The sequence below is a fragment of the Clostridium sp. Marseille-P299 genome (assembly GCF_900078195.1).
GTDB lineage: Bacteria > Bacillota > Clostridia > Lachnospirales > Lachnospiraceae > Lachnoclostridium.
In genome coordinates this window covers 2,057,471-2,079,465 of the sequence record NZ_FJVE01000007.1, presented here as the reverse complement: position 1 = coordinate 2,079,465, position 21,995 = coordinate 2,057,471, and the positions used below count along the sequence as shown (strand labels likewise).

Here is a 21,995-nt window from a genome sequence, read left to right as displayed (position 1 = left end):
GTTGTATAAAGTGAAATTATTATTATTCAGTTGGTAGATAGTGTAAAATAAGTTGTTCTATAGTATAATATTTTAGAGACAGCTTTGTTGGAGGTATTTATAAACTTGTATCATAAAAGTAATGTAGGGGGAAAACTTATGGATAAGAATTGCATCGCTTTAACACCACCAATGGGGTGGAATAGTTGGGATTGCTACGGAGCATCTGTGAATGAGGAACAACTAAGAGGAAATGCAGAGTTTATGGCAAGATATTTAAAAGAATATGGTTGGGAATATATCGTTTGTGATATACAATGGTATGAGCCAACGGCAACATCAACGGAATATCATCATTTTTACCCGTTAGAAATGGATGAATATTCTAGATTATTACCAGCGACAAATCGCTTTCCGTCTGCTGCAAATGGTGCCGGTTTTCGCCCAATTGCTGATTATGTTCATAGTTTAGGTTTAAAGTTTGGAATACATATCATGCGAGGAATTCCTCGTCAAGCGGTACATGCAGCAACGCCTGTTAAAGGGAGTAATGTAACGGCGAGAGATATTGCAAGTAGTTACTCGATTTGTCCTTGGAATACAGATATGTACGGAGTGAATGCAAAAGCAGAAGGAGCACAGGAGTACTATAATTCACTTTTTGATTTATATGCTTCCTGGGGAGTTGATTTTATAAAAGTGGATGACATTTGCAATACGGAATATAAACCTCATGATCCTTATTCAGCAAGAGAAGAAGTTGAATTAATTCGAAATGCAATGGATCAATGTGGTAGAGAAATGGTGCTTAGTCTTTCACCAGGACCAGCAGTACTTTCTGAGGCAGAACATCTTTGTAAGTACGCAAATATGTGGAGGATGACGGGAGATTTTTGGGATAATTGGGATCAGTTATATGCAATGTTTGAACGCTGTAAACAATGGAGCCCATTTGTGGCGGAAGGTTGTTGGCCAGATTGTGATATGTTACCCCTTGGTCATATCGCAATAAATAATGATGATAAAAACAATACAGCTAGGTTTACGAATTTTACAAAAGATGAACAGATAACGATGATGACATTATGGTGTATTTTCCGTTCTCCTCTTATGCTTGGATCGGAACTTCGTGATATGGATGAGTTTACAATGTCTTTATTAACGAATTCGGAAGTTTTAGAAGTACATAGAACAGGAAGTAAACCCAAAGAAGTATTAAGAACTCATGATACTGTTATTTGGAGGAGTGAGAATGCAGATGGAAGTATAAATGTTGCTTTTTTTAATACAGCCTTCGCATCGACATATCCTGAGGTAAACTTTATGAAATTAGGAATTGAATCTGGTACGTATGAAGTACGTGATTTATGGAATAGATGTGATATAGGTGAAGTGAGTGAACGAATAAGTGCAAAAGTTAACATTCATGGAGCAGTTCTTTATCGGTTACATAAAGTAAGATAATATAAATTACACAAGCTTTGCAGTTTCAAAATCGATAGATAGACCTTAGGAGGATTTTATGAATATTTTAGTAATGGGCGGAACTCGCTATTTTGGAGTACATATGGTATCCGAACTACTTAAAAACGGACATCAAGTTACCTTAGCTACCAGGGGAAATACAAAAGACCCTTTTGGTGAGCAGGTACAAAGACTTTTCTTTGATCGTTCAAAAAAAGAAGAAGTTCAAAATGCATTGCAGGGAAAAAGTTTTGATGTTATCTGTGATAATATTGCATATTCTTCAAACGAAGTTGATTATTTGTTAAGTACAGTAACTTGTAAGAAATATATTTTAACTTCTACCATGTCCGTATATAAGAAAATGACATTTGACACAAAAGAAGAAGAATTCTTACCTTTGGTGCATGAACTGGTTTTATGTGACCGCACTGACTTTCCTTATGATGAAATAAAGCGTCAAGCAGAATGTGTGTTGTTTCAAAAATATTCCCATATACCATCGGCAGTGGTTCGTTTCCCATTTGTCATTGGAGAAGATGATTATACAAATCGTTTATATTTTTATGTGGAGCATGTGGTAAAAGGATTACCTATGCATATCGATAATCTAAAAGAACAAATCGGTTTTATTCATTCTATAGATGCGGGTAAATTTCTTGCATGGTTAGCGCAAAATGATGTTACGGGTATTTATAATGCTTATAATGAGAGAACATTTTCACTAGAAGAAATTACAGATTATGTAAGTGAAAAATTGGGCCAGCTCGCAGCTATTTCTACGGACGGAGAAACTTCTCCATTTAATGGGGCGATGTCTTATAGTTTAAATATTGAGCGAGCAAAAGAAATTGGATATTCGTTTCCTACCGCTGATACGTATATGTATCAATTATTAGATAGTTATATAAAACGTGCAGTTGAAAGCAGGTAATTTTATGTTAGATCAAACAAAAGATGTATATAAACATATTAAGATTTTTTGGGATTCTATTTTTAAAAATGAATCTGAGGGTAGTATTGTATTGAAGGATTTTGAAAACAATGCACTTAATAAAGCTACCGATTTTTTATGTGAAAACACGGAATCCGTTCTGGATTTTGGATGTGGAAATGGTAGTTGGCTTTTTAAATGTTCAAAGCGAGGTACTAAATATCATGTTGGAATTGATTTATCAAAAGAAGGCATTGCAATTGCGAACAAATTAAAGGCTCAAGTTACAGATGCTCAGTTTAAATTTTATCAAGGAGGAGTATCCAAACTTGAGAAAATTAAAGATTCGTCAATGGATGCAGCTATTTTATCGAATATACTTGATAATTTAGTGCCAGAAGATGCGAATCAATTAATTTATCAGGTTCACCGAATTTTAAAACCAAATGGTAAAGTAATAATTAAGTTAAACTCATATCTTACACAAGAACAAATTAGTGAATGGAACATTGGTGTAATTGAAGGTAATTTATTAGATGATGGTCTTTATTTGTGGAATCTAACCACGGAGGAATGGAGAAATTTATTTTCACATTATTTTAAAGAAGTCTACTATGAAGATGTGTATTATAAAGAACATGATCAATACAATCGATTATTTTGTATGGTAAAAAAATAGAAATATTAATAACTCAAACTTCGCAGTATAACAGTTAAAGGAATACAGGAAAATTCATTAGATTATATATATTACCATGATTAAAACTTTTCATCTCTGTAAATTTTGTTTGTTAAAGTTCTATTTATGATAGGTAATTAATTTATTCCGGATTATATAAGTTATTAAATACGAAAGCCTAAGGAAGATGAAAGAATGAAGGAAGATGAGGGAATGAAGTTAGAAGAAAGTATGAAGTTAGAAGGAAGAATGAAGTTAATAGCAGATTTACATATGCATACAAAAGGTAGTGATACGTTATTTGATACACTTTCGATAATGACGAGCATAGCAAATAAAAATGGGCTTCGTTATATCGCATGTACGGACCATGCGCCCATTACTTCAAATAAATATACCTCTTGGGATTTTGATGAATGGGAAGACATACCTAAAAAACTAAATGAAGTTCGTATCTTACGAGGAGTTGAAGCGGATATCCTTGATTTTAAAGGGAACTTATCACTGGGAGAAGAGACATTATTTAACCTTGAAATTGTTCTTGCTGCTTTACATACTTATTGTATCAAGCCTGGAACTTTAAAGGAGCATACAGAAGCTTATGAGGCAATTCTATGTAATCCTTATGTGGATATACTTGCACATCCAGGGGAATCGTTTTTCCCATATGATGAAGAATACATTATGAAACTAGCAGCAGAACAAGGAAAAGGAATTGAGTTAAATTCTTTATCTCAAAAGAATGACCCTAAAAGTATTCAAAATCAGATGAATCTTATTAAGTTGTCAAAAAAGTATGGAACTATGTTATGTGTATCTTCGGATGCGCAAAAACCTTCTTCAATAGGAGAGTTTGATACAATACCTGCGATGCTATCTAAGGAATTGATACCAGTTGAACTTGTAATTAATTCATCAGAGGATAATATGGAGAAGTTTTTAGAGCAAAGAAAAAAAGTTAAAGAAAAGAACTATATGTTAAGTCGTAAGGAAAAGGAGTAAGTTTATTTTTCTAGTTTTGATTTTTCTTTTGCAAGACATAGATTCTAATTTGAGGTGATTCGATATTTTACTTATATACCATTTAAAACAAATGGTATATTTATATCATAGTATTTCTATAATATAGTACGACAAAATAATTACTACATGATAGTTATAACTAGACTATATAAAAGCAAGGAGTTATCCTATGATATTGATTCGTTCTCTAAAAACAACAGAAATTCCAGAGGCAATGAGACTTAAAATTGATAGTTGGACAGAAGAGTTAGCAGGGAAAGCTGAGAATACACTTATCTTAAGTGAAGAAATTAACTTTTGGAGTAGATGGGTTAGTAGAGGAAAAGAATTTAATGATATTCGATTGTTACTGGGGGCCTTTGAAAATGGGGAATTGCTTGGCCTTGCGGCAAGTAATATTGCGAAATATGATGATATCCCGGTAAATGGGATAGAACTAAATTTACTTGCGGTTAAACCTAAGCATAGAGGAAGAGGTATATCTATTAGGCTGATTTTGTATATATTGAATTTTTATCAATGTTTGGGAGCGACTAAGGCTGTGATATATAGTCATCACTATGCACCATCCAACGGATTTTATGCTAAGTTTGGAGCTGAGCTACTTAGGAAAGAACTTCAAGAAGATGGGAAACTTGAAGTCGATGTTTTTATTGCAGATATACATTATTTCAAGTGGATGTTAGAAAAATCTTTATTAAAATACTAAAAAAGAGAGTTGGAATATGGACTATAGCAAATGATTCGCTATGGTCCTTTCTTTTTGCTAGATGGAGTTTCTTATATTATAATAAAGTATAATAATTTTATTTAGCAGAATAGATAAAATATAGAGAATTAGATGAGAAAATAGTATAGGGTATCATGCACGTACATTACCTTAATTGAATAATTGGGTTTAAATGAAAGATTCCCGATTATCAGTAAGAAATCCTTGAGTAAAAGTTCAGGAATAAAGAGTTATCAGAAATGAGGTTATGAGATATGAAGTATAAAATATTAATAGTAGACGATGAAAAAGATGTAATTTCTCTTTTAAAAGATTATTTTGAAATGGAAGATTATCTTGTATACACTGCAAAAGATGGAGTAGAAGCAATAAACCAACTGAATTGCAAACCTGACATCATTTTATTAGATATTAATATGCCTAAAATGGATGGCTTTGAAGTTTGCAAACGAATTCGTTCTTTTATTCACTGTCCTATCTTATTTTTGACAGCAAAAATTGAAGATCAAGACAAAATCAATGGATTACTGCTTGGTGGGGATGACTATATTGTAAAACCATTTAGTATAGAGGAACTAGGAGCTAGGGTACTTGCTCATCTACGTAGAGAGGGGCGGAAAAGTGGGAAAGAAGAGGTACAATTTTTCGATGAGTTGATTATTCAATATTCTGAGAGAAAGTTGTTTTATAACCAGGAAGTCATTCATTTAACAAAAACAGAGTTTGATATTGTTGAAATACTAAGTATGAATAAAGGTAGGGTATTTAGTAAAGAAGCCCTCTATGAAAAATTGTGGGGCTATGATAAAGAAGGCGATAGCAATATTATCACAGAGCATATTCGAAGAATTCGAGGAAAAATCGCGAAATCTTATAATCAAGAAGTTATAGAAACCGTATGGGGAGTTGGATATCGATGGATTGGATAGATGGGAAAATTGATGTTATCAGACGGAAAATACACAATATGTCGTTAAAGAGAGCTTTGGGAGCATACATAGTAATTGCTATTATTGTTTTAATCCCGTGTTATTTTGCAATTCTTACTATTTGTAATACATGGAGAACTACGATTATAAGTAAGTATACCAATACTGTAGAACCAGTCTCGGAGTATAATATTATAGACATTGAATTTCAATATAATATAGAAACAATTGATATTAGTGCTTTTGATAAAAAGATACTAACCATAATCGAAATTGCCGAACCATTGTCCATATTTATTCTTGTGGCTTTAGCAATTGCTCTTACCTCACATTTCTATTATAAAAATAAATTGGAAGAACCTATAAAACTCTTAAAAGAAGAAGCAAAATATATAAGTAGAGATGATTTAAGTTATGTCTGCTGGTATGATACATCAGATGAAATGGGTGATATATGTGAAGCATTTGAAAAAATGAGAAAACAGTTAATTTGTAACCAAAAAAACATGTGGGAAAGGATGGAGGAGCAACGAACATTAAATGCCGCTTTTGCACATGATTTACGAACTCCTTTGACCGTGATGCAAGGATATACTGAATTTCTAAATAAATATTATCCAAAAAATAAAATTAGTGAAGAGAAATTAATAGAAACCCTTTCTTTATTAAATGAACAAGTGATTCGATTAAAAAAGTTCTCAGACACAATGAAAAATATACATTCCTTTGATTCCATGGAGATTAAAAAGAAAAGAAAAAACATCACTTTAATACGAGATAAGATTGAAGAAATTACAAATGGCTTGAAAGAACATCATAAAGTTCGAATTACGATAGACAGTCGCTTACCTAAAATTGAAGGTTATTATGATGAGGAAGTCATTTTAGAAGTAGTAGAAAATATATTATCAAATGCAGTAAGATATACGAAATCAAAAATTGACATTTTGTTAGAAATGGAAGAAGAAAAGCTTTTTATCTATGTAAGAGATAATGGAAGAGGATTTTCTAGTGAAGAGTTGTATAAGGCAACCAGTCCCTATTATTCTGATAAAGAAAACTCAGTGGAGCATTTTGGTATAGGTCTATCCATATGTAAAATACTTTGTCAAAAGCATGGTGGAAACATTAGTTTATCCAACAGTACGAACGGTGGAGCTATCGTTTGTACAAATTTCTTTGTTTTGTAGTGAAAATATAGAGATTTGAATTTTATAATGGCTACAAAAGAAAGGAGCAAAGATTGAATAAATGGTATTAATGAATGAAATGGTATTAATGATTGAAATGGAATTATTGATCGAAGTGAAATTAAAGAACGAAGGGGGGACCGGTTCCATGCCAGCACTTTCATTGCTAATAGTGTGGTAGGGGAATGGACATAATTATGGCAACAGAAATCATTTTAAAAAATGTAAATAAGTACTATGGAAAAAATCATGCTTTAAAAGATATCAATTTAACAATTGAGAAAGGTATGTTTGGATTACTTGGTAGAAATGGTGCAGGTAAGACAACCCTTATGAAGGTGTTGGCAACCCTTTTAACTCCAAATAGCGGTGAAATAACGGTCTGCGACATACCGATTGAAATGGCTTCTAATATCCGAAGTATCACAGGATATTTACCACAAGATTTTTCTATGTACGGAAATATGAAAGTGTATGAAGCAATGGATTATATTGGGGTGCTGTCCGGACTTAAGAAGCAGGAGAGAAAAAATAAAATTCCTATGTTACTTGAACAGGTGAATCTACAAAACAATGCTAACACGAAAGTAAAAGCAATGTCTGGCGGTATGAGAAGACGTTTGGGAATTGCGCAAGCTATTTTACATGATCCTAAGGTATTAATTGTGGATGAACCTACTGCAGGGTTAGACCCAGAGGAAAGAGTCCGTTTTCGTAATTTACTTTGTGAAATAGCAGAGGAGCGAATTGTAATTCTATCCACTCATATTGTAGGTGATATTGAAGCTACCTGTGAGAATATTGCTGTGATGGATGAAGGAAATATTATCTATCAAGGAACAGTAGCTTCTCTACTTGAGCTTTCCAATGGAAAGATATTTACCGCAGAAATATCAAAGATGGAGCTTGAGGAAGTGAAACAAAAATATACGGTAACAAGTATGCTTACCATGGGAAATAAAATAAATATCCGGTTTATTAAAAAAGGTAGTAGAGAAATTCCTTTTCCAGGAGCTGTACCAACCTTGCCAAATGTAGAAGATGCCTATATGTATTTGATGCATGAGAAAAGAGGTGTTTAATTATGTTTGGTACCTTATTTTTAAAAGAATGCAAACAGATAAGTAAGAGTATTACATACTATATATTTGTTGCATGTATGGCTATTTTTATTATATCTCAAATGGGTGAATTTGCTGGTGTACATGCACCAAAAAAAGGATTGGACAATTACGGTTATACATATTCTGAAGATGAAAATGAAATCATGCAAATGTCCATAGAAGGTCTAGTGAATGAGTATGTTAGAAACTCATATATCGCTTACCCATTCGGATTTTATAAAAAAGTAATATTAAGTGAAAAGAAGCAAGAGCAAATAGGAGCAATTCTTGAGGCTATAACAGGTATTACAATACTAGAGCTGAATGAGCAAATTATTGATTATTGGAATTTCTTATCTAAAAATGCTTCCAGTGATGGTAATAGTGAAATTAATAATGATGTTGAATTTCCTATAAAGCCAGCAAAGGATCTATCCTATGAACAATTTTTAACTTATATGGACGAAGTTGATGATCTAATAGGGAATGGGAGTAATTATAGTAGAAGTAATATAAAGAGTGTAAACCGTGTTCCAAAGACATATGAACAAGCAGTAAGGGAATATGAAGAGATTATTTATGAAGATCAAGTTACTAGAGCGTTTGCAAGGATTTTTAGTGATTATATGGGAATTGTACTAGGTATCCTACCAGTATTTTTAGCAGTAACAAGGGGATTAAGGGATAGAAGAGCACAGGCAGCAGAAGTGATTTTCTCAAAAAAAGCTACTTCTACAACGATAATATTATCTAGGTACTTATCAACCATAGTAATGATACTTCTACCGTTATTAATTCTTAGTATTTCTCCAACCTTGCAAGGTTTATATAGTGCAAAAGCAGCGGGGGTATCTGGTGATGCATTTGCGTTCCTAAAGGTAAGCTTATGGTGGTTGTTACCTACTGTTTTAGTAAGTGTTTCGGTTGGATTTTTCTTTACGGAATTAACGAATAGTGCTTTGGGGATTTTAGTTCAAGGGATATGGTGGTTTATCAGTTTAGTTCTAAGTATGGATAATTTAGTGGGAAATGTAGGTTGGAATCTCATACCTCGTTTTAATGCAGTTGGAGAGTATACTCTATATAAGGATATATTGCCCGAATTAATAAGAAATCGTTTGTTTTATACTGGAATCAGTATTCTTCTTATAATTGTAACTATCTTTGTATATGAATACAAGCGAAAGGGGGTTTTACATCTTAATGGAAAGAAACTTTCAAATCGCAAAAGTAAGCTTAAAATATAACTTATTACCTCACATTGTTATTTGCTTTTGCTTTTTCCTTGCATCTCCAGCAATGATGGGAATAGAAAATTTAGATGCTTTTCAAACAGCGCAGGTTTTAGAAGTGTTTGTTTCTTTGTTTGGAATCATTCTCTTTATTCCACAGTTTCTACCCGATCAAGATAAGAATATTAGAGATTTATTAGAATCAAAAAAAGAGTCTGTGCTAAAAATACAATGCATTCGTTTTTTTATTGCGTTGCTTAGTGTATCATTTTTTATTCTTATGTTTTTACTTCGCTTAAAATATGGTGGATGTACCTTTGAATTTGGAAAGTTATTTTATGGTACAATGGCAAACTGTATCTTTCTTGGCGGTCTTGGAATTCTGATATATGGATTTGTTGATAATGTTGCAGTAGCATATATGGTCCCAATTCTTTATTATATTTTAAATTATGGTTCAGGGAAGAAACTTGGAAAGTTCTATTTATTTACCATGGCCAGAGGAAGTTCTGATGAAAAATTATATATATTAATTGCTGGTATTATTATGATTGCCTGTGGGATAGGGGTTAGAGTAAAAAAAGTGGGAGTTATAAATAATTAATTATATTATGGCGATAGAAAATCCAAATCATTTATTTCCTTTGAATGATTTGGATTTTTATATTAAAAATTATCATATTCTTTAGTTGAAAAACATCAAAAAGAAATACTCCTCCATTCTTTAAAATAATATTCTTTCAACAATATTTGACAAGAAAATAAAAAAAATTATCTTTTTTGATAAAAAGTAAAGCAAAAATTAAATATTAGAGTATAATATGGTATAAACACTATTACGATAAAGAATAATAAGATAACAATCTCTTAGTTCAATGTATTGAAATAGTTCAAGTAATATGAAAGGCATAGGTGTTATTATGTTTAATCCAACAAAATTATTAAAAATAAAATCCTCATGGGATACATTTACTAAAAATCATCCAAAGTTTCCAGGATTTTTAAAGGCAGTAAGTGCAAATGGAATAGAAGAAGGTACTGTTATTGAAATAAATGTAACATCGGCAGCTGGTAAAACGATTAGCTCGAATGTAAAGCTTACTAGTTCAGATATTGCATTATTTAAAGAACTATCAAACTTATAATAATATTAAAATTGCTTAAGAAGGCATACGCATGTGTTGGCGTATGCCTTTACTTATGCTTTTTTTGCTTTTGGTAGTAAAATTATAAATGCTTTGCTTTGCCCAATAATATAAGGGCGCTCCGTTTAGGATATGTTTGAAAATTCGTTTAATTAGGGAGTTATATATTTCTCATTTCCTTTCCCTTGTAATAGTATTCACTATTTGCTAAAATTATCTTCATAATAGTGATACATTAGAAAAGTGTATAGAGAATAGAGGAAAAGATGGGGAGAATTTTAAAAGGATATTGGGACTGTGATTATTGTAATACTAAAAAAATTGGTGGAGATATTAGAGTTTGTCCCCATTGTGGAAAACCTAGAGGTGAAGATACAAAGTTTTATTTAGATAGCAGTAGTACATATGTGAATGAAAGAGTAGAAGGAGTAGTTAGTAGAAATCCCGATTGGTTATGTGGATTTTGTAATAATTTAAACCCTGATCGAGCAAAAGCATGTTTATCTTGTGGGGCAGTAAGAAATAGTAAGGATATGAACTATTTCCAAAATAGAGAAAAGAAAGAGGCAAGAAAACAAGCCACGAATCAATCACAACCAAGGGTAAGAAACTCAAAGCCAACGGGAAAAGAATATTTTATAACATGTTTAATAACATTAGGAATCATTGCCTTTATCATAAGTGGTTTAATTAAATTGGCTGCGCCTAAATTCGTAGAGGTTACTGTAAATAGTGTTTCGTGGGAAAGAATTATAAACATTGAAGATTATAAAACAGTAAATGAGAGTGGTTGGTCACTTCCTAGTAATGCGAAGTTGTTAAACTCCAATGTTGAGATTCGGACCTACAATCAAGTACTAGACCATTACGAAACAAGAACGAGGCAAGTATCAGAACAGGTTTTGGATCATTATGAAACACAAGTAACTGGTACTAGAGATTTAGGAAATGGATATTTTGAAGAAATTACAATGCAAGTACCAGTATATCGAACAGAATATCGAACGGAAACATATCAAGAACCTGTTTATAGAAACGAACCTGTCTACGGGACAAAATATTATTATGAAATTGATAAATGGATCGTTACAAGAAGTATAAAAACAAATGGAAATGATAAAGAAGCAGTGTGGGGAGAGGTTGTTCTTGTTAACAAAGAAAGAGAGAAAAATCGGAAAGAAGAATATAGGATTGTTTTAGCTGATAATGAGGGAAAAGAATATAAAATGAAGTTAGACTATAGTAGATGGAAAGAAATTGAAATTGGTCAAAAGTTTAAAGCTAGGATATCGTATGGTGGAATCGAAGAATTAATCGATGAAAGTGCAGAAATTACAAATGTAGAACAAGCAAAATGATATATTTATAGAACTTTATTCTGTATTATATTTGGAAATTTTTTATTAATTATATTTATTTAATGTGGATACAAAACAAGTTATATTAATAATTTAAATCTTCATAAGATTATTTATACTTTCTTATAGAGATAAAAAGCCGTTACCAACTATTTGATTCATTAGTTTGGTAACGGCTTTTATAGTAAGTAGCGTTATACTAAATTCTCTTGATATGTAATGTATTATCAAACCATTTCATATAGCCAATTATATAAGATGATATGTGTAACAATATCATTATGAAATAAAAAAATTAAGGAAGAACGTGATGATGGATTTTTGTCATCAAAATAATAAATATATGCAAATTTTTCGTATACTCCATAGTCAAAGTCCGCTTGGTACTCAGCATCTCCATTAAGTTTAGGTCTATCTTTTCTAGTAAGCATGTTATATATCATATTTCCATCTAAAGAAGTAGCAGAGTCATTGATTGAAAATTCCTGAATGTTCGGATAAGTATTCTTAACTTCATCTAATGAATCACCAACTTTAATACCAGAATATGTAGCATACTCCGGTGTGAAAACGTCAATTTCGGATAATAAATAATCACTATCCTCAGCATCCACTGTCATTTTTAGCTGTTTTCCTGTTCTTATTGTGAACCCATCATATTCCATCATACAACGCAGTTCTGCCCATGCTACACCGTTGTATAAATAATAATTTAAATTATGTTTCGGCTTGCCGAGTTTATCAATAATCTGTTTTTCGGTAGCGTTTATAGTCAGACCACATAGTTGATATTCGTCCATGTTAGTATTTTTAATTATTTCAGATTCTTCTACAGTCTGATTAGTTGGATTTTGTTCTATAGATATCGTCGGTGATATCGTCAGTGGTATTTTTATTTCTTTTGTTGGAGCCGTAGTTAATTCATCTGCTGTTATTTGAACTGTATTATGCTTCGAACATCCAATTAGGGTTATTGTAACGAGGAGCAAAAATATAAAATTTAAAATATATTTCATAACAGAATCCTCCATAATTTATATTGTTATATTAACATGTTAAAAATTGGGAATCAACATATTTGCAAAACATAGTGTTTTGATATGGTAATTATCTACCACATTATATATATTTCTTGTATCATTTCGAATGAGCAGGGATTTAAAATGAGCACGACTTTACAAGCTGAAATCACCGTGCTAAGTTAAATATAGAATATTTTACGAAAGGATAAAATGATAATGGACAATACGAATCAAACAAATGACATTATAATTATGGATTTCTCAAGAATTTATGAAAAAGAAGATTTTTTTGATCATGAGAAAATCAAATGGATTGACTGTACGGATATTATAGGTACAAATTGTTATTGCGATGAAGAAGCAGAACGAAATATTAAGGAGCGAATCATAAACTATTCACCAAATGCGTTACACTTTATAGATTCAGGGAATTACCATTATGTCACTGAATTCTGGATGGAAAAAATACAAACAGATTTTGCATTGGTAGTATTTGACCATCATTCTGATATGCAAAAACCAATATTTGAAGACATTTTAAGTTGTGGCTCATGGATATTAAAGGCAATAGAAAAAAATGAGTATCTAAAGAAGATAATATTAGTAGGCTTAAGTAGGGAGCAGGAAGCTTTAATAAGTTCAAAATATATTAATAAGATACAGTGTATTAATTCTGAATCTCTAAAGGAAAGTAATTATTTTAATAAAATGCTGAATCATCTAGGGGATTTACCGATTTATATTTCTATAGATAAAGATGTTTTAAGTAAAAATGTTGTTGAAACAACTTGGGATCAAGGGGATATGACGTTAGGAGATTTAAAAGAAATTTTACATTTTCTAATTAACAATCATCAAATCATTGGTATAGATATCTGCGGTGAATGTAGAAATGATATTACTAAAATTTCTGCAATTAGTAAGGATAATAATATCAACGCAAATTTATTGGAATTTTTGAAAGAAGAAAAGCCCTTATAAAGTATATATAAAGTGATATATTCAGAGTGGCTAAGCATTTTATTTGTTAATTATAACAAATGAAATGCTTAGCCACTCCAAATACTTTAAATATTTATTGAGATTCGTTGTATGCTCCATAAAACTATTAAATAATAGGAAACTTTTATATGCAGATCAATTATTACTTTCGTTTAATTGTAAATGACACTAAGCCATGTTTCACACAGTAAATATATAGTTTTCCACCGGGCATATAAGGGATTCTAACGGTTGCATTTTGCTCAGGATATAAACGATTCAGATAAACTTTATCGCTTTTTACGTAAGCAGCAAATAATATATAATGATCTCTTGTCATTTCATGATCAATTGTTATATAGTAATCGGTATCGCTTACCTCAACTGTTATCTGTGGTGTATGTTCATTTTCAATTGGAGTAAGTTGCTCCATCTTTCTACCACAACAAAATATGGAGGAACTACCGGTACTGAAAAGAATATTATTGCAGGACGGGCACACATAAAATCGGATTTTATTTATATTCCCTTGATCTGGTTGGTTCATGGTTATTTCACCGTCCATCATTTGTTTCATATCAATACCTAAAATTACTGATAAATCGGACCATAAAGAGACATCAGGGCATCCTAATCCACATTCCCACTTAGAAACTGTTTTATTACTGATACTAAGGGCATCGGCGATATTTTTCTGGGTAAGACCTTTTTCTTTTCTAAGTTGAGCAATTAAACGGCCAATTTTTGCACAATCCATAGTTATCCCTCCGAGTCTATAAAGTATCATACCTATTGTAGGTATGATGCAATCATATATATTTTATATATCAACGCCAAATCCTTGACGCATTCTTGTCATTTTCCAAGCATTGTTCACATAGTTCTTCAAGTTCTTTGGAATGATCCGCATGAGGATCTTCATATTTTAATGTCTTTAGCACTGATAATTCGAAACCACGTTCGCCATATTGATTCCAAAGAGAGAGTAAACGTTTATTTGGATGTGAATTAGTTGAAAGTTTACATCGAGTGCTATTAAAATCAGCTTTTGTATCCTTTGATGTACTTAGGAAGACTTCACCTGTTTCGATGCAACGAAACGAAATTATACCCATTTCAGGTTTTCTATTTTTATACTCTTCAAGGAGTTGCTTTTTTCTATTTATATCCATTTTAACCTCCGAATTGCTTAAAATTCTTGAGAAGAAGCAGTTGAGTTGTTTATAGCAAAGGGTTGCTTCTTTCTGAATTAAATCAGATTATATTATATCGAATGGATCTATGAAAAACAATCTACGTACCGTAGATATATAGGTGAGATTGTAGGTCATTATTATTTTTATTCTAAGTTATTGATTACCAAAATATAAAATGGTAATATAAGTAAATAAAGATGGGGAGGTTTATTTATGAAATATGTATTCAAATATATATTTTTGATTTTCATTTCATTAAACTTTATCGGTTGCTCAAAAGATAATTCAAATAAAATTGTTGATAGCTTAATCACTACTATTCCTACCACTGATATTGAGATTATACCAACATTATCGCTAGTTCCAACGAATTTGCCAGAAGAAGAAATTCCTAATGATACCAAAAATACAGATATTGATGAATACTAACTGAGTGGACTCACTATAAATGCTACGGAAGAAAAGATTGTTGATATTCTTGGTAAACCTAAATATGGATTAAACTATTATTTGCATGATGGAGTAGCATGGGCGGAACTACGTTGTATGATGCAATATGTTAAAAGCAATAGAATGGTATGATCGCAAATAGTATAGTTACTTATAAAGCTCCCAAAATATAAAGGTCCTTATCTAAGCCTTACATTTTGAGAGATTTATCTGAATTCTAATATTCAATAATTCTTATAGCTTTGATATATATGCTCATAATAGCTTGGTTACCTAAAAATAGTTAGTTTATAATACTTCCTCCCCATTCTATTAATGTAAATCCCGTTCTTTCAAATTTATCTAGTTGTGGTTCTTCAATCTCAATAAATTCTTCTAATGGCTGAAACACCATATATATTCGAAGAATACTATCAACTTCAGGAGTTATTGTTAATTTTGCATTCTCTGTATAGGTTTCATATTGAAAAGTAATTTTATTATAAGGATTTTCTTTCATAAAAGGTATCCAAAACTCTATAAAATCTTCTAATTCTCTCTGATTTAATCCCATAAAGCTGAGTTTTTCTCTTAAAAATGCTTCTGTTTCATTACCAGGGATACAAAATCCCTTCGACATATCATATTCTATATTACTTATGCCCTCCCAGAACAAGTACGGGTACTCTATACCCATATCATCGATTAATGTTCCATCCGGATATGCTGTTACATTCCAGCCATTTAAGTAACTTGGATACGTGTGAGTTAAGGTACCATTATATTCTAGCGAAACAAAAACCTTTGTATTTTCTGTTGGATAAAGATATATAACAGGCTTGTAAGATACACCTTCTTTTAGTTCAAAATCACTTGGTTCTACTAATTTAGAAATAATTTCAAAAAAATTCTCGCTGGTTTCAACTAATTCTTCATAATAAACGTCTACGTAATCTCCTTCACATAGATCTTCATTCAATGTAGCAATCACTTTATAGTGCATAGGAGATGCCCAAGGATGTGCTGCGTTAAAATATCCATCTTCAATATCAACAATTGTTAGAACAACTTTTTCCAGACCTTCTAACTCTATGATTGGTTCAATTTTTTCATCTTTTTCTTTTTAGCGATCATTTTCACCGCTGGTTACATTTTGTTACCATATATGAAAGCTGAGACAAAGATGTTTTTTAGTCTGAAAGATAATAATAGAACAGTGTATTCTACAACATACGATGGAGTAGTAATTAGAGATTTAATAGGTCGTGCTAGTTTTAAAGATGGTGTTAAAATGGATACAGATGAGATACTTTCATATAAACCAGCTATGTGGATGCGCTATGGTTTTCAAAATGTTTCTGAGTTATTACAAAATGAAAATTTTAATAATATTAGTATTGAACAAGAGAAACAGATACGAAATATTGGTGCATTACCAGAGATAAATAATACCAATGCATCTGTAGATAAATTGTTACCCTCATTTGCTGGTACTTACTATCAAATCGCCCGGATGATTATACGTCATGGTTGGTGGATAGGATTGGTAGTTCTTATTCTTATAAGTTTTATATCATTATATTTAATTAAAGTCAGCCTTCAAATGAAAAATAAACTGGCGTTCATTTTAGCGGTTGGATCAAGTAGTATGTTTATATTACAAATGATAAGTAATGTATTACTCAATTTCGGATTCATGTTCTCTGAACCAATTGCATTTCCAATTGCAGGATATTCCCTTACAATAGCATTAGGAAATGTCTTACTCCTAGGGATTATATTTAGCGCCTATCGATACGATACTGTAATTAGAGATAAATATAGATAGTGATGGTAGATCTAGCCGTTGCCAAACAATTAAAAGATTGTTGATAACGGCTATTATATTTGCATATAAATAATAAAAATGTAACAAATTTTTTCTTATTCATCATAGTCAAAGACTGCTTGGTACTTATAACATCCATCAGGCTTAGGTATAATTTTTCTGGTAAGCAGAACTATTATTTCATCCTACCTCCTTGTTTTCATCCTTTTGTTTTGTTAAAATATAACTGGAAAAAATAACTATATATCGAAAGAGATTTTTATATAAATAGGAGGAAGCACCTTGCCGTCAAATTCACTGGATCTTTTTGATAACTTAACAAAACAATGGTTTACAAAAGCATTAGGTTCACCAACAGCAGTACAGGAAGAAGCATGGCCTGCAATTGCAGCAGGTAAACATACATTAGTTTCAGCACCTACTGGTACTGGTAAAACATTATCAGCATTTTTAGTGTTTATTGATCGGTTAAAGGAAGAAGCTCGAAAAGGTACCTTAAAACAAGAACTTCAATTGATTTATATATCGCCATTAAAATCACTTGCAGGCGATATCCGTGAAAATCTTCGTCGTCCATTAAACGGTATATTTGAAGAAGAGAGAACAGCTAACCCTCATACTACTAGCACACCATATGATATAACGGTAGCAATACGAACAGGAGACACCTCATCTAGTGACAGACGCAGTATGATAAAGACACCTCCGCATATTCTTATTACAACTCCTGAATCCTTATATTTAATGCTTACAAGCAAATCGGGCCAATCCATTCTTAACACGGCAAAGGCAATAATTCTTGATGAATTACATGCAATCATAGATTCAAAGCGTGGTGCTCATTTGATGCTTTCACTTGCTAGACTTGATAAGCTATGTAATAAACCACTGCAACGCATCGGACTTTCTGCTACCATCGAACCTTTAAGTACGGCAGCAGATTACCTATCCCCGGAACTAGTGACTATTGTTGCACCTAAAATGCACAAGCAAGTGGAACTTATTATTACTAGCGCTAAATTAAATTCCCATGAATATCTAAGAAACACAGTGTGGGAGGAAATTGCAAGAACTGTTTATGAGCATTGTTCTGGGACACGCAGCGTAATCGCATTTGTGGAAGGACGTGCCTATGCAGAAAAGCTTGCATATTATGTGAATCAAATCGCAGGAGAAGGCTTTGCTAGAACACATCACGGAAGTTTATCAAAGGAACAACGTTTTATAGTAGAGCAAACATTAAGAGATGGAAGTTTACGACTACTTTGTGCTACTTCATCCATGGAACTTGGAATCGATGTTGGTGATATTGATCAAGTATTTCAGATTGGTGCGCCAAGATCAATCTCAAGTACGATGCAAAGGCTAGGGCGTGCAGGCCATAATCCTGGTCGAGTAAGTGTGATGCATATCTTTCCACGGGAAGCCTCAGAAGGACTATATTGTGGTTTGTCGGCTGAGGTAGTTAGAAATGGTGGGATTGAGTATTCAAAACCCCCTAGGCTGTGTCTGGATGTTTTAGCGCAACATTTAGTTTCCATGGCAGCCTATGGTAGTTATGATTTAGATGAAGTTATGGAAATATTGTCACGAGCATATCCATTTTATGAAGTAACGAAAGAGGATGTGAAAGATGTATTAGGGATGCTAGCAGGAGATTATGAACATCAACAAGAGATACCTGTGAGGCCAAGAATACTTTATGACCGCATTCATGAGCGGGTTGAGGGTGATACTTATAGCCGTATGCTTGCAGTTTCAGCGGGAGGTACGATTCCGGATAAAGGAATGTATACCTTAAGAACGGAAGAAGGTGTAAAAATTGGTGAACTTGATGAAGAGTTTGTTTTTGAAGCTAGAATTGGAGATAAATTTTTACTAGGTACCTTTGCCTGGAAGATAAGGCAGATTCAAAAAGACATGGTAATCGTACAGCAATCTTCGATTACTGGTGCACGTTTGCCCTTTTGGAAAGGAGAAATGAAAGGGCGTAAATTGCAAACAGGATTAGCATTCGGAAGTATATTTCATCGATTATTTAACGCATATGAGGTAGGCACACTGAATGAGGATTTACGTAAGTTAGGACTAGATGACATTGCGGCAAAGAGTGCCGAGGATTTTTTAAAACGTCAGATCGATGCAACGAACGTGTTACCGGATGATAAAACGATAATAATTGAACATTTTTCGGATGAAACAGGAAACCGTCAAATGATGGTTCACTCTATCTTTGGTAGACAGGTGAATGCACCACTTGCTCTATTAACCAGTGTAATTGCAAAACGTTTAACTAACACAAATATTAATTATGTCGATGACGATGATGGCTTTTTGTTATTTCCTTACGAGGGAGTTCCCATACCAGAAGGGCTTTTACAAAGAATAAGTCCTGAAACGGCAGGAGCTATTTTAGAGGCATTACTACCTTCCACACCATTGTATAATATGACATTTCGTTATAATTCTGCTCGTGCTTTAATGATGGGCGTTAAAAATGCAAGACGTCAGCCACTTTGGGTACAACGGCTACGGAGTTCTGAAATGCTTGATAGTTTGTTAAAGGAAGATAAACACCCGTTGATTCGTGAAACAAAGAGAGAATGTTTAGAAGATTATTGGGATTTAGAGGGAGTAGAGTTTGTTTTAAATGGCATTCGTTCTGGAACGATTCAGGTACATGAAATGTATTTGGAATCGCCATCACCAATGTCATTGCCTTTACGAAGACAAACAGAAGCTTCTATGATGTATGATTATGCACCAACGCCACATAGCATTCATCGTTCTACGGAAGAAGCATTACAAAAAGTAGAGTTGGCGCAGGATGAAACCTTAATTTCGCCTGCAGAAGAACAACTGAAACAGCAAATGGAACGAAAAACTCTACCAAAGGACGAAAAGCAACTACATTCTCTGCTTATGATAGAAGGAGATCTTGTTGCCGGAGAAGTTGATGTTCCAATTGAATGGTTTGAATCCTTGGTTAAAAAGGAACAAGTAAAATACATCGAGCCTGGATTGTGGATTGCGGCAGAACATTTTGATTTATATCATGCAGCGTTAATTGATAAGGATATAACAGCTAGAATGAATATCGTTCGCCGCGCCTTGCGGTATCGTGAAGTTCAGTCTTTAGATTTAATTGTAGAACGGTATTTGTTTACCGAGGAAGAGGCACAAAAGGTTTTAGAAACGCTATGTGAGCAGGGAAGTGTTGTAGAAAACAATGGTTTTTATTATCATGCAGAATTATATGACAGAGCCAGAAAAGAAACGGTAAAGAATTTAAGAAGACAGATTCGAACGTTACCACCGCAGCAGTACGCCGCATTAGTAACAAATCGTATCCGTGGTATGGCACCAGCAAAAGAACAACTTGAGAAATCCCTTAAGCTATTAAGTGACCAAGCATTTTCACCAGAGTTGTGGGAAAATGTAATACTTCCAGTAAGGGTTTCGGGATATCGACCAGATTTATTAGATGGATTACTTGCGCAGGGAAATCTATTTTGGAAAATTACTTCTGAAAGGAACCTTAGCTTTCACCTTTATGAAGACATCAATTGGGATTCTGATCTTTTATTCATTCTAGATCGCTTAGAGGATAATGAAAAGATAATATATGAAGCACTTTTAAAACGTGGAGCCAGCTTTGTACAAAGGCTATCTACACTTATCAGTGGTGTATCCCCATATGATATCTTATTAAATTTAGCCGAAAAAGGTCTGGTTTCCGCAGATAGTTTCGTACCAGTACGTCAATGGATGGATAGAGAAAAGCAGAAGAAAAGTACTGCTAGACAAAGAGTGAATGCACGTGTAAAGGCAATGACAGCAGGAAGGTGGGAGGTTTTAAGACCTTTAACTGAGATTTCAATCGAGGAAAAGCTGGAGCGTTTGTTTGATCAAGTAATTATACTAAGCCGTGAAACAATACAAGGAATTTCATGGGGAGTAGCATTAGAGACTTTACGTGTATGGGAATATACAGGAAGAGTACGCAGAGGGTATTTTATAGAAGGGTTATCAGGAATTCAATTTATTCGAGCAAAAGATTTTGAAGGGATTATGACAGAACTTATGCACCCACGCGACCAGGTAATATGGATATCTGCTGTAGATCCTGCACAACCTTGGGGAAAGAGCCTTCCTCACATGAAAGATCGTTCCTTTCTTAATGTAGCTGGTACCACTGTGGCACTTCAAGCTGGTAGACCAGTTGCAGTGTTTGAACGACAGGGTAAAGTACTTCGTGTGTTTGATCATAGCAATTTAGAGGAGGTTTTACGTACGTTTAGCCAGGATTTTAAAGCAAAACGTATTTTACCGACGTTAAAACGGATTACAGTAAAAGAATATCCACCGGAGGCTACAAATCCTTTGGTTGCTGCTGGATTTTTACATGAAATTAAAGATTATGTTTTGTATAAGTAGTGCTGTAAAAACATTTAAGCGAAGTTGGAGAAAATGTAAGGTGGAAAAGAGAGCAATTAGTAACTTCGAGCAATCAATGTGATGACATTGATTGCTTTTCTTAAAGATTTAGAAGCTAAAGCATTAGAATGGTATCATGGTTTAAACTGAATTTTATATATTGTAAAATTAAGTAATAATTAGTATAATATGTCTATATTAATGAAAAGGATGTGGAATGTATGATTAAAGATTTAAGCATTGTTGTTGAGGTGGCATTCGAATAAAGCCAAAGGCTACTTAGCAACATAATAAGTGTACAGCCACCTTTGGTTGTTATTCTTTTGTCACTCTAAT

The 21,995-nt window shown here is 33.0% G+C and carries 20 protein-coding genes; 16 read left to right on the top strand and 4 right to left on the bottom strand.

The window, feature by feature from the left end; genetic code table 11:
• The first annotated feature begins 138 nt into the window (after positions 1 to 138).
• From BN4220_RS17005 to BN4220_RS16950, 12 genes are all read left to right on the top strand, one after another.
• The gene (locus BN4220_RS17005) at positions 139 to 1,443 is read left to right on the top strand and encodes a glycoside hydrolase family 27 protein (protein WP_066721110.1); all 1,305 of its coding nucleotides are present in this window, start codon (positions 139 to 141) and stop codon (positions 1,441 to 1,443) included.
• A gap of 58 nt (positions 1,444 to 1,501) precedes the next feature.
• Positions 1,502 to 2,377, top strand: a complete 876-nt coding sequence (locus BN4220_RS17000; protein WP_066719257.1) for an NAD-dependent epimerase/dehydratase family protein — start codon at positions 1,502 to 1,504, stop codon at positions 2,375 to 2,377.
• A gap of 4 nt (positions 2,378 to 2,381) precedes the next feature.
• Complete coding sequence (locus BN4220_RS16995; RefSeq protein WP_066719254.1) at positions 2,382 to 3,056, top strand: class I SAM-dependent methyltransferase; 675 nt, start codon at positions 2,382 to 2,384, stop codon at positions 3,054 to 3,056.
• Between the two features lie 195 nt (positions 3,057 to 3,251).
• The gene (locus BN4220_RS16990) at positions 3,252 to 4,058 is read left to right on the top strand and encodes a PHP domain-containing protein (RefSeq protein WP_066719252.1); all 807 of its coding nucleotides are present in this window, start codon (positions 3,252 to 3,254) and stop codon (positions 4,056 to 4,058) included.
• Between the two features lie 190 nt (positions 4,059 to 4,248).
• Positions 4,249 to 4,788 carry a GNAT family N-acetyltransferase gene (locus BN4220_RS16985; RefSeq protein WP_066719249.1) on the top strand — a complete coding sequence of 180 codons (540 nt, stop codon included), beginning with the start codon at positions 4,249 to 4,251 and terminating at the stop codon, positions 4,786 to 4,788.
• 275 nt (positions 4,789 to 5,063) lie between these two features.
• Complete coding sequence (locus BN4220_RS16980; protein ID WP_066719247.1) at positions 5,064 to 5,738, top strand: response regulator transcription factor; 675 nt, start codon at positions 5,064 to 5,066, stop codon at positions 5,736 to 5,738.
• Positions 5,726 to 6,928 carry a sensor histidine kinase gene (locus BN4220_RS16975; RefSeq protein WP_066719246.1) on the top strand — a complete coding sequence of 401 codons (1,203 nt, stop codon included), beginning with the start codon at positions 5,726 to 5,728 and terminating at the stop codon, positions 6,926 to 6,928. Before BN4220_RS16980 ends, BN4220_RS16975 begins: the two co-directional genes overlap by 13 nt.
• Before the next feature lie 185 nt (positions 6,929 to 7,113).
• A complete protein-coding gene (locus tag BN4220_RS16970; RefSeq protein WP_347477121.1) occupies positions 7,114 to 8,010 on the top strand; it encodes an ABC transporter ATP-binding protein in 897 nt (298 codons plus the stop codon).
• A 2-nt stretch (positions 8,011 to 8,012) separates the two neighbouring features.
• Positions 8,013 to 9,278, top strand: coding sequence for an ABC transporter permease (locus tag BN4220_RS16965; RefSeq protein ID WP_066719239.1), 1,266 nt, complete (start codon positions 8,013 to 8,015; stop codon positions 9,276 to 9,278).
• Positions 9,235 to 9,867: a hypothetical protein gene (locus tag BN4220_RS16960; protein WP_066719236.1), complete on the top strand. Its 633-nt coding sequence runs from the start codon at positions 9,235 to 9,237 to the stop codon at positions 9,865 to 9,867. The genes BN4220_RS16965 and BN4220_RS16960 overlap by 44 nt, the downstream gene beginning before the upstream one ends.
• A gap of 316 nt (positions 9,868 to 10,183) precedes the next feature.
• The gene (locus BN4220_RS16955) at positions 10,184 to 10,408 is read left to right on the top strand and encodes a hypothetical protein (RefSeq protein WP_066719233.1); all 225 of its coding nucleotides are present in this window, start codon (positions 10,184 to 10,186) and stop codon (positions 10,406 to 10,408) included.
• A gap of 266 nt (positions 10,409 to 10,674) precedes the next feature.
• Positions 10,675 to 11,766 (top strand): zinc finger Ran-binding domain-containing protein, encoded by a 1,092-nt coding sequence (locus BN4220_RS16950; RefSeq protein WP_066719231.1) that lies wholly within the window; start codon positions 10,675 to 10,677, stop codon positions 11,764 to 11,766.
• 227 nt (positions 11,767 to 11,993) lie between these two features.
• Here BN4220_RS16950 and BN4220_RS16945 read toward each other — a convergent pair whose 3' ends face one another.
• On the bottom strand, positions 11,994 to 12,782 hold the full coding sequence (locus tag BN4220_RS16945; protein WP_066719229.1) for a hypothetical protein: 789 nt from the start codon (positions 12,780 to 12,782) through the stop codon (positions 11,994 to 11,996).
• 216 nt (positions 12,783 to 12,998) lie between these two features.
• On the opposite strand from BN4220_RS16945, the gene BN4220_RS16940 reads away from it, so the two are divergent.
• Positions 12,999 to 13,769, top strand: coding sequence for an arginase family protein (locus tag BN4220_RS16940; RefSeq protein WP_242867813.1), 771 nt, complete (start codon positions 12,999 to 13,001; stop codon positions 13,767 to 13,769).
• Positions 13,770 to 13,932: 163 nt separating this feature from the next.
• On the opposite strand, the gene BN4220_RS16935 is transcribed toward BN4220_RS16940, so the two are convergent.
• A complete protein-coding gene (locus BN4220_RS16935) occupies positions 13,933 to 14,526 on the bottom strand; it encodes a helix-turn-helix domain-containing protein (protein ID WP_066719226.1) in 594 nt (197 codons plus the stop codon).
• Positions 14,527 to 14,596: 70 nt separating this feature from the next.
• Positions 14,597 to 14,941 carry a GIY-YIG nuclease family protein gene (locus tag BN4220_RS16930; protein WP_066719223.1) on the bottom strand — a complete coding sequence of 115 codons (345 nt, stop codon included), beginning with the start codon at positions 14,939 to 14,941 and terminating at the stop codon, positions 14,597 to 14,599.
• A 237-nt stretch (positions 14,942 to 15,178) separates the two neighbouring features.
• On the opposite strand from BN4220_RS16930, the gene BN4220_RS16925 reads away from it, so the two are divergent.
• Complete coding sequence (locus tag BN4220_RS16925) at positions 15,179 to 15,394, top strand: hypothetical protein (RefSeq protein WP_066719219.1); 216 nt, start codon at positions 15,179 to 15,181, stop codon at positions 15,392 to 15,394.
• Positions 15,395 to 15,698: 304 nt separating this feature from the next.
• Here BN4220_RS16925 and BN4220_RS20560 read toward each other — a convergent pair whose 3' ends face one another.
• Positions 15,699 to 16,397 carry a hypothetical protein gene (locus tag BN4220_RS20560; protein WP_066719217.1) on the bottom strand — a complete coding sequence of 233 codons (699 nt, stop codon included), beginning with the start codon at positions 16,395 to 16,397 and terminating at the stop codon, positions 15,699 to 15,701.
• 180 nt (positions 16,398 to 16,577) lie between these two features.
• On the opposite strand from BN4220_RS20560, the gene BN4220_RS16915 reads away from it, so the two are divergent.
• Positions 16,578 to 17,222, top strand: a complete 645-nt coding sequence (locus BN4220_RS16915; RefSeq protein WP_066719215.1) for a hypothetical protein — start codon at positions 16,578 to 16,580, stop codon at positions 17,220 to 17,222.
• Positions 17,223 to 17,504: 282 nt separating this feature from the next.
• Complete coding sequence (locus tag BN4220_RS16910) at positions 17,505 to 21,659, top strand: DEAD/DEAH box helicase (protein WP_066719213.1); 4,155 nt, start codon at positions 17,505 to 17,507, stop codon at positions 21,657 to 21,659.
• Positions 21,660 to 21,995: the final 336 nt, after the last annotated feature.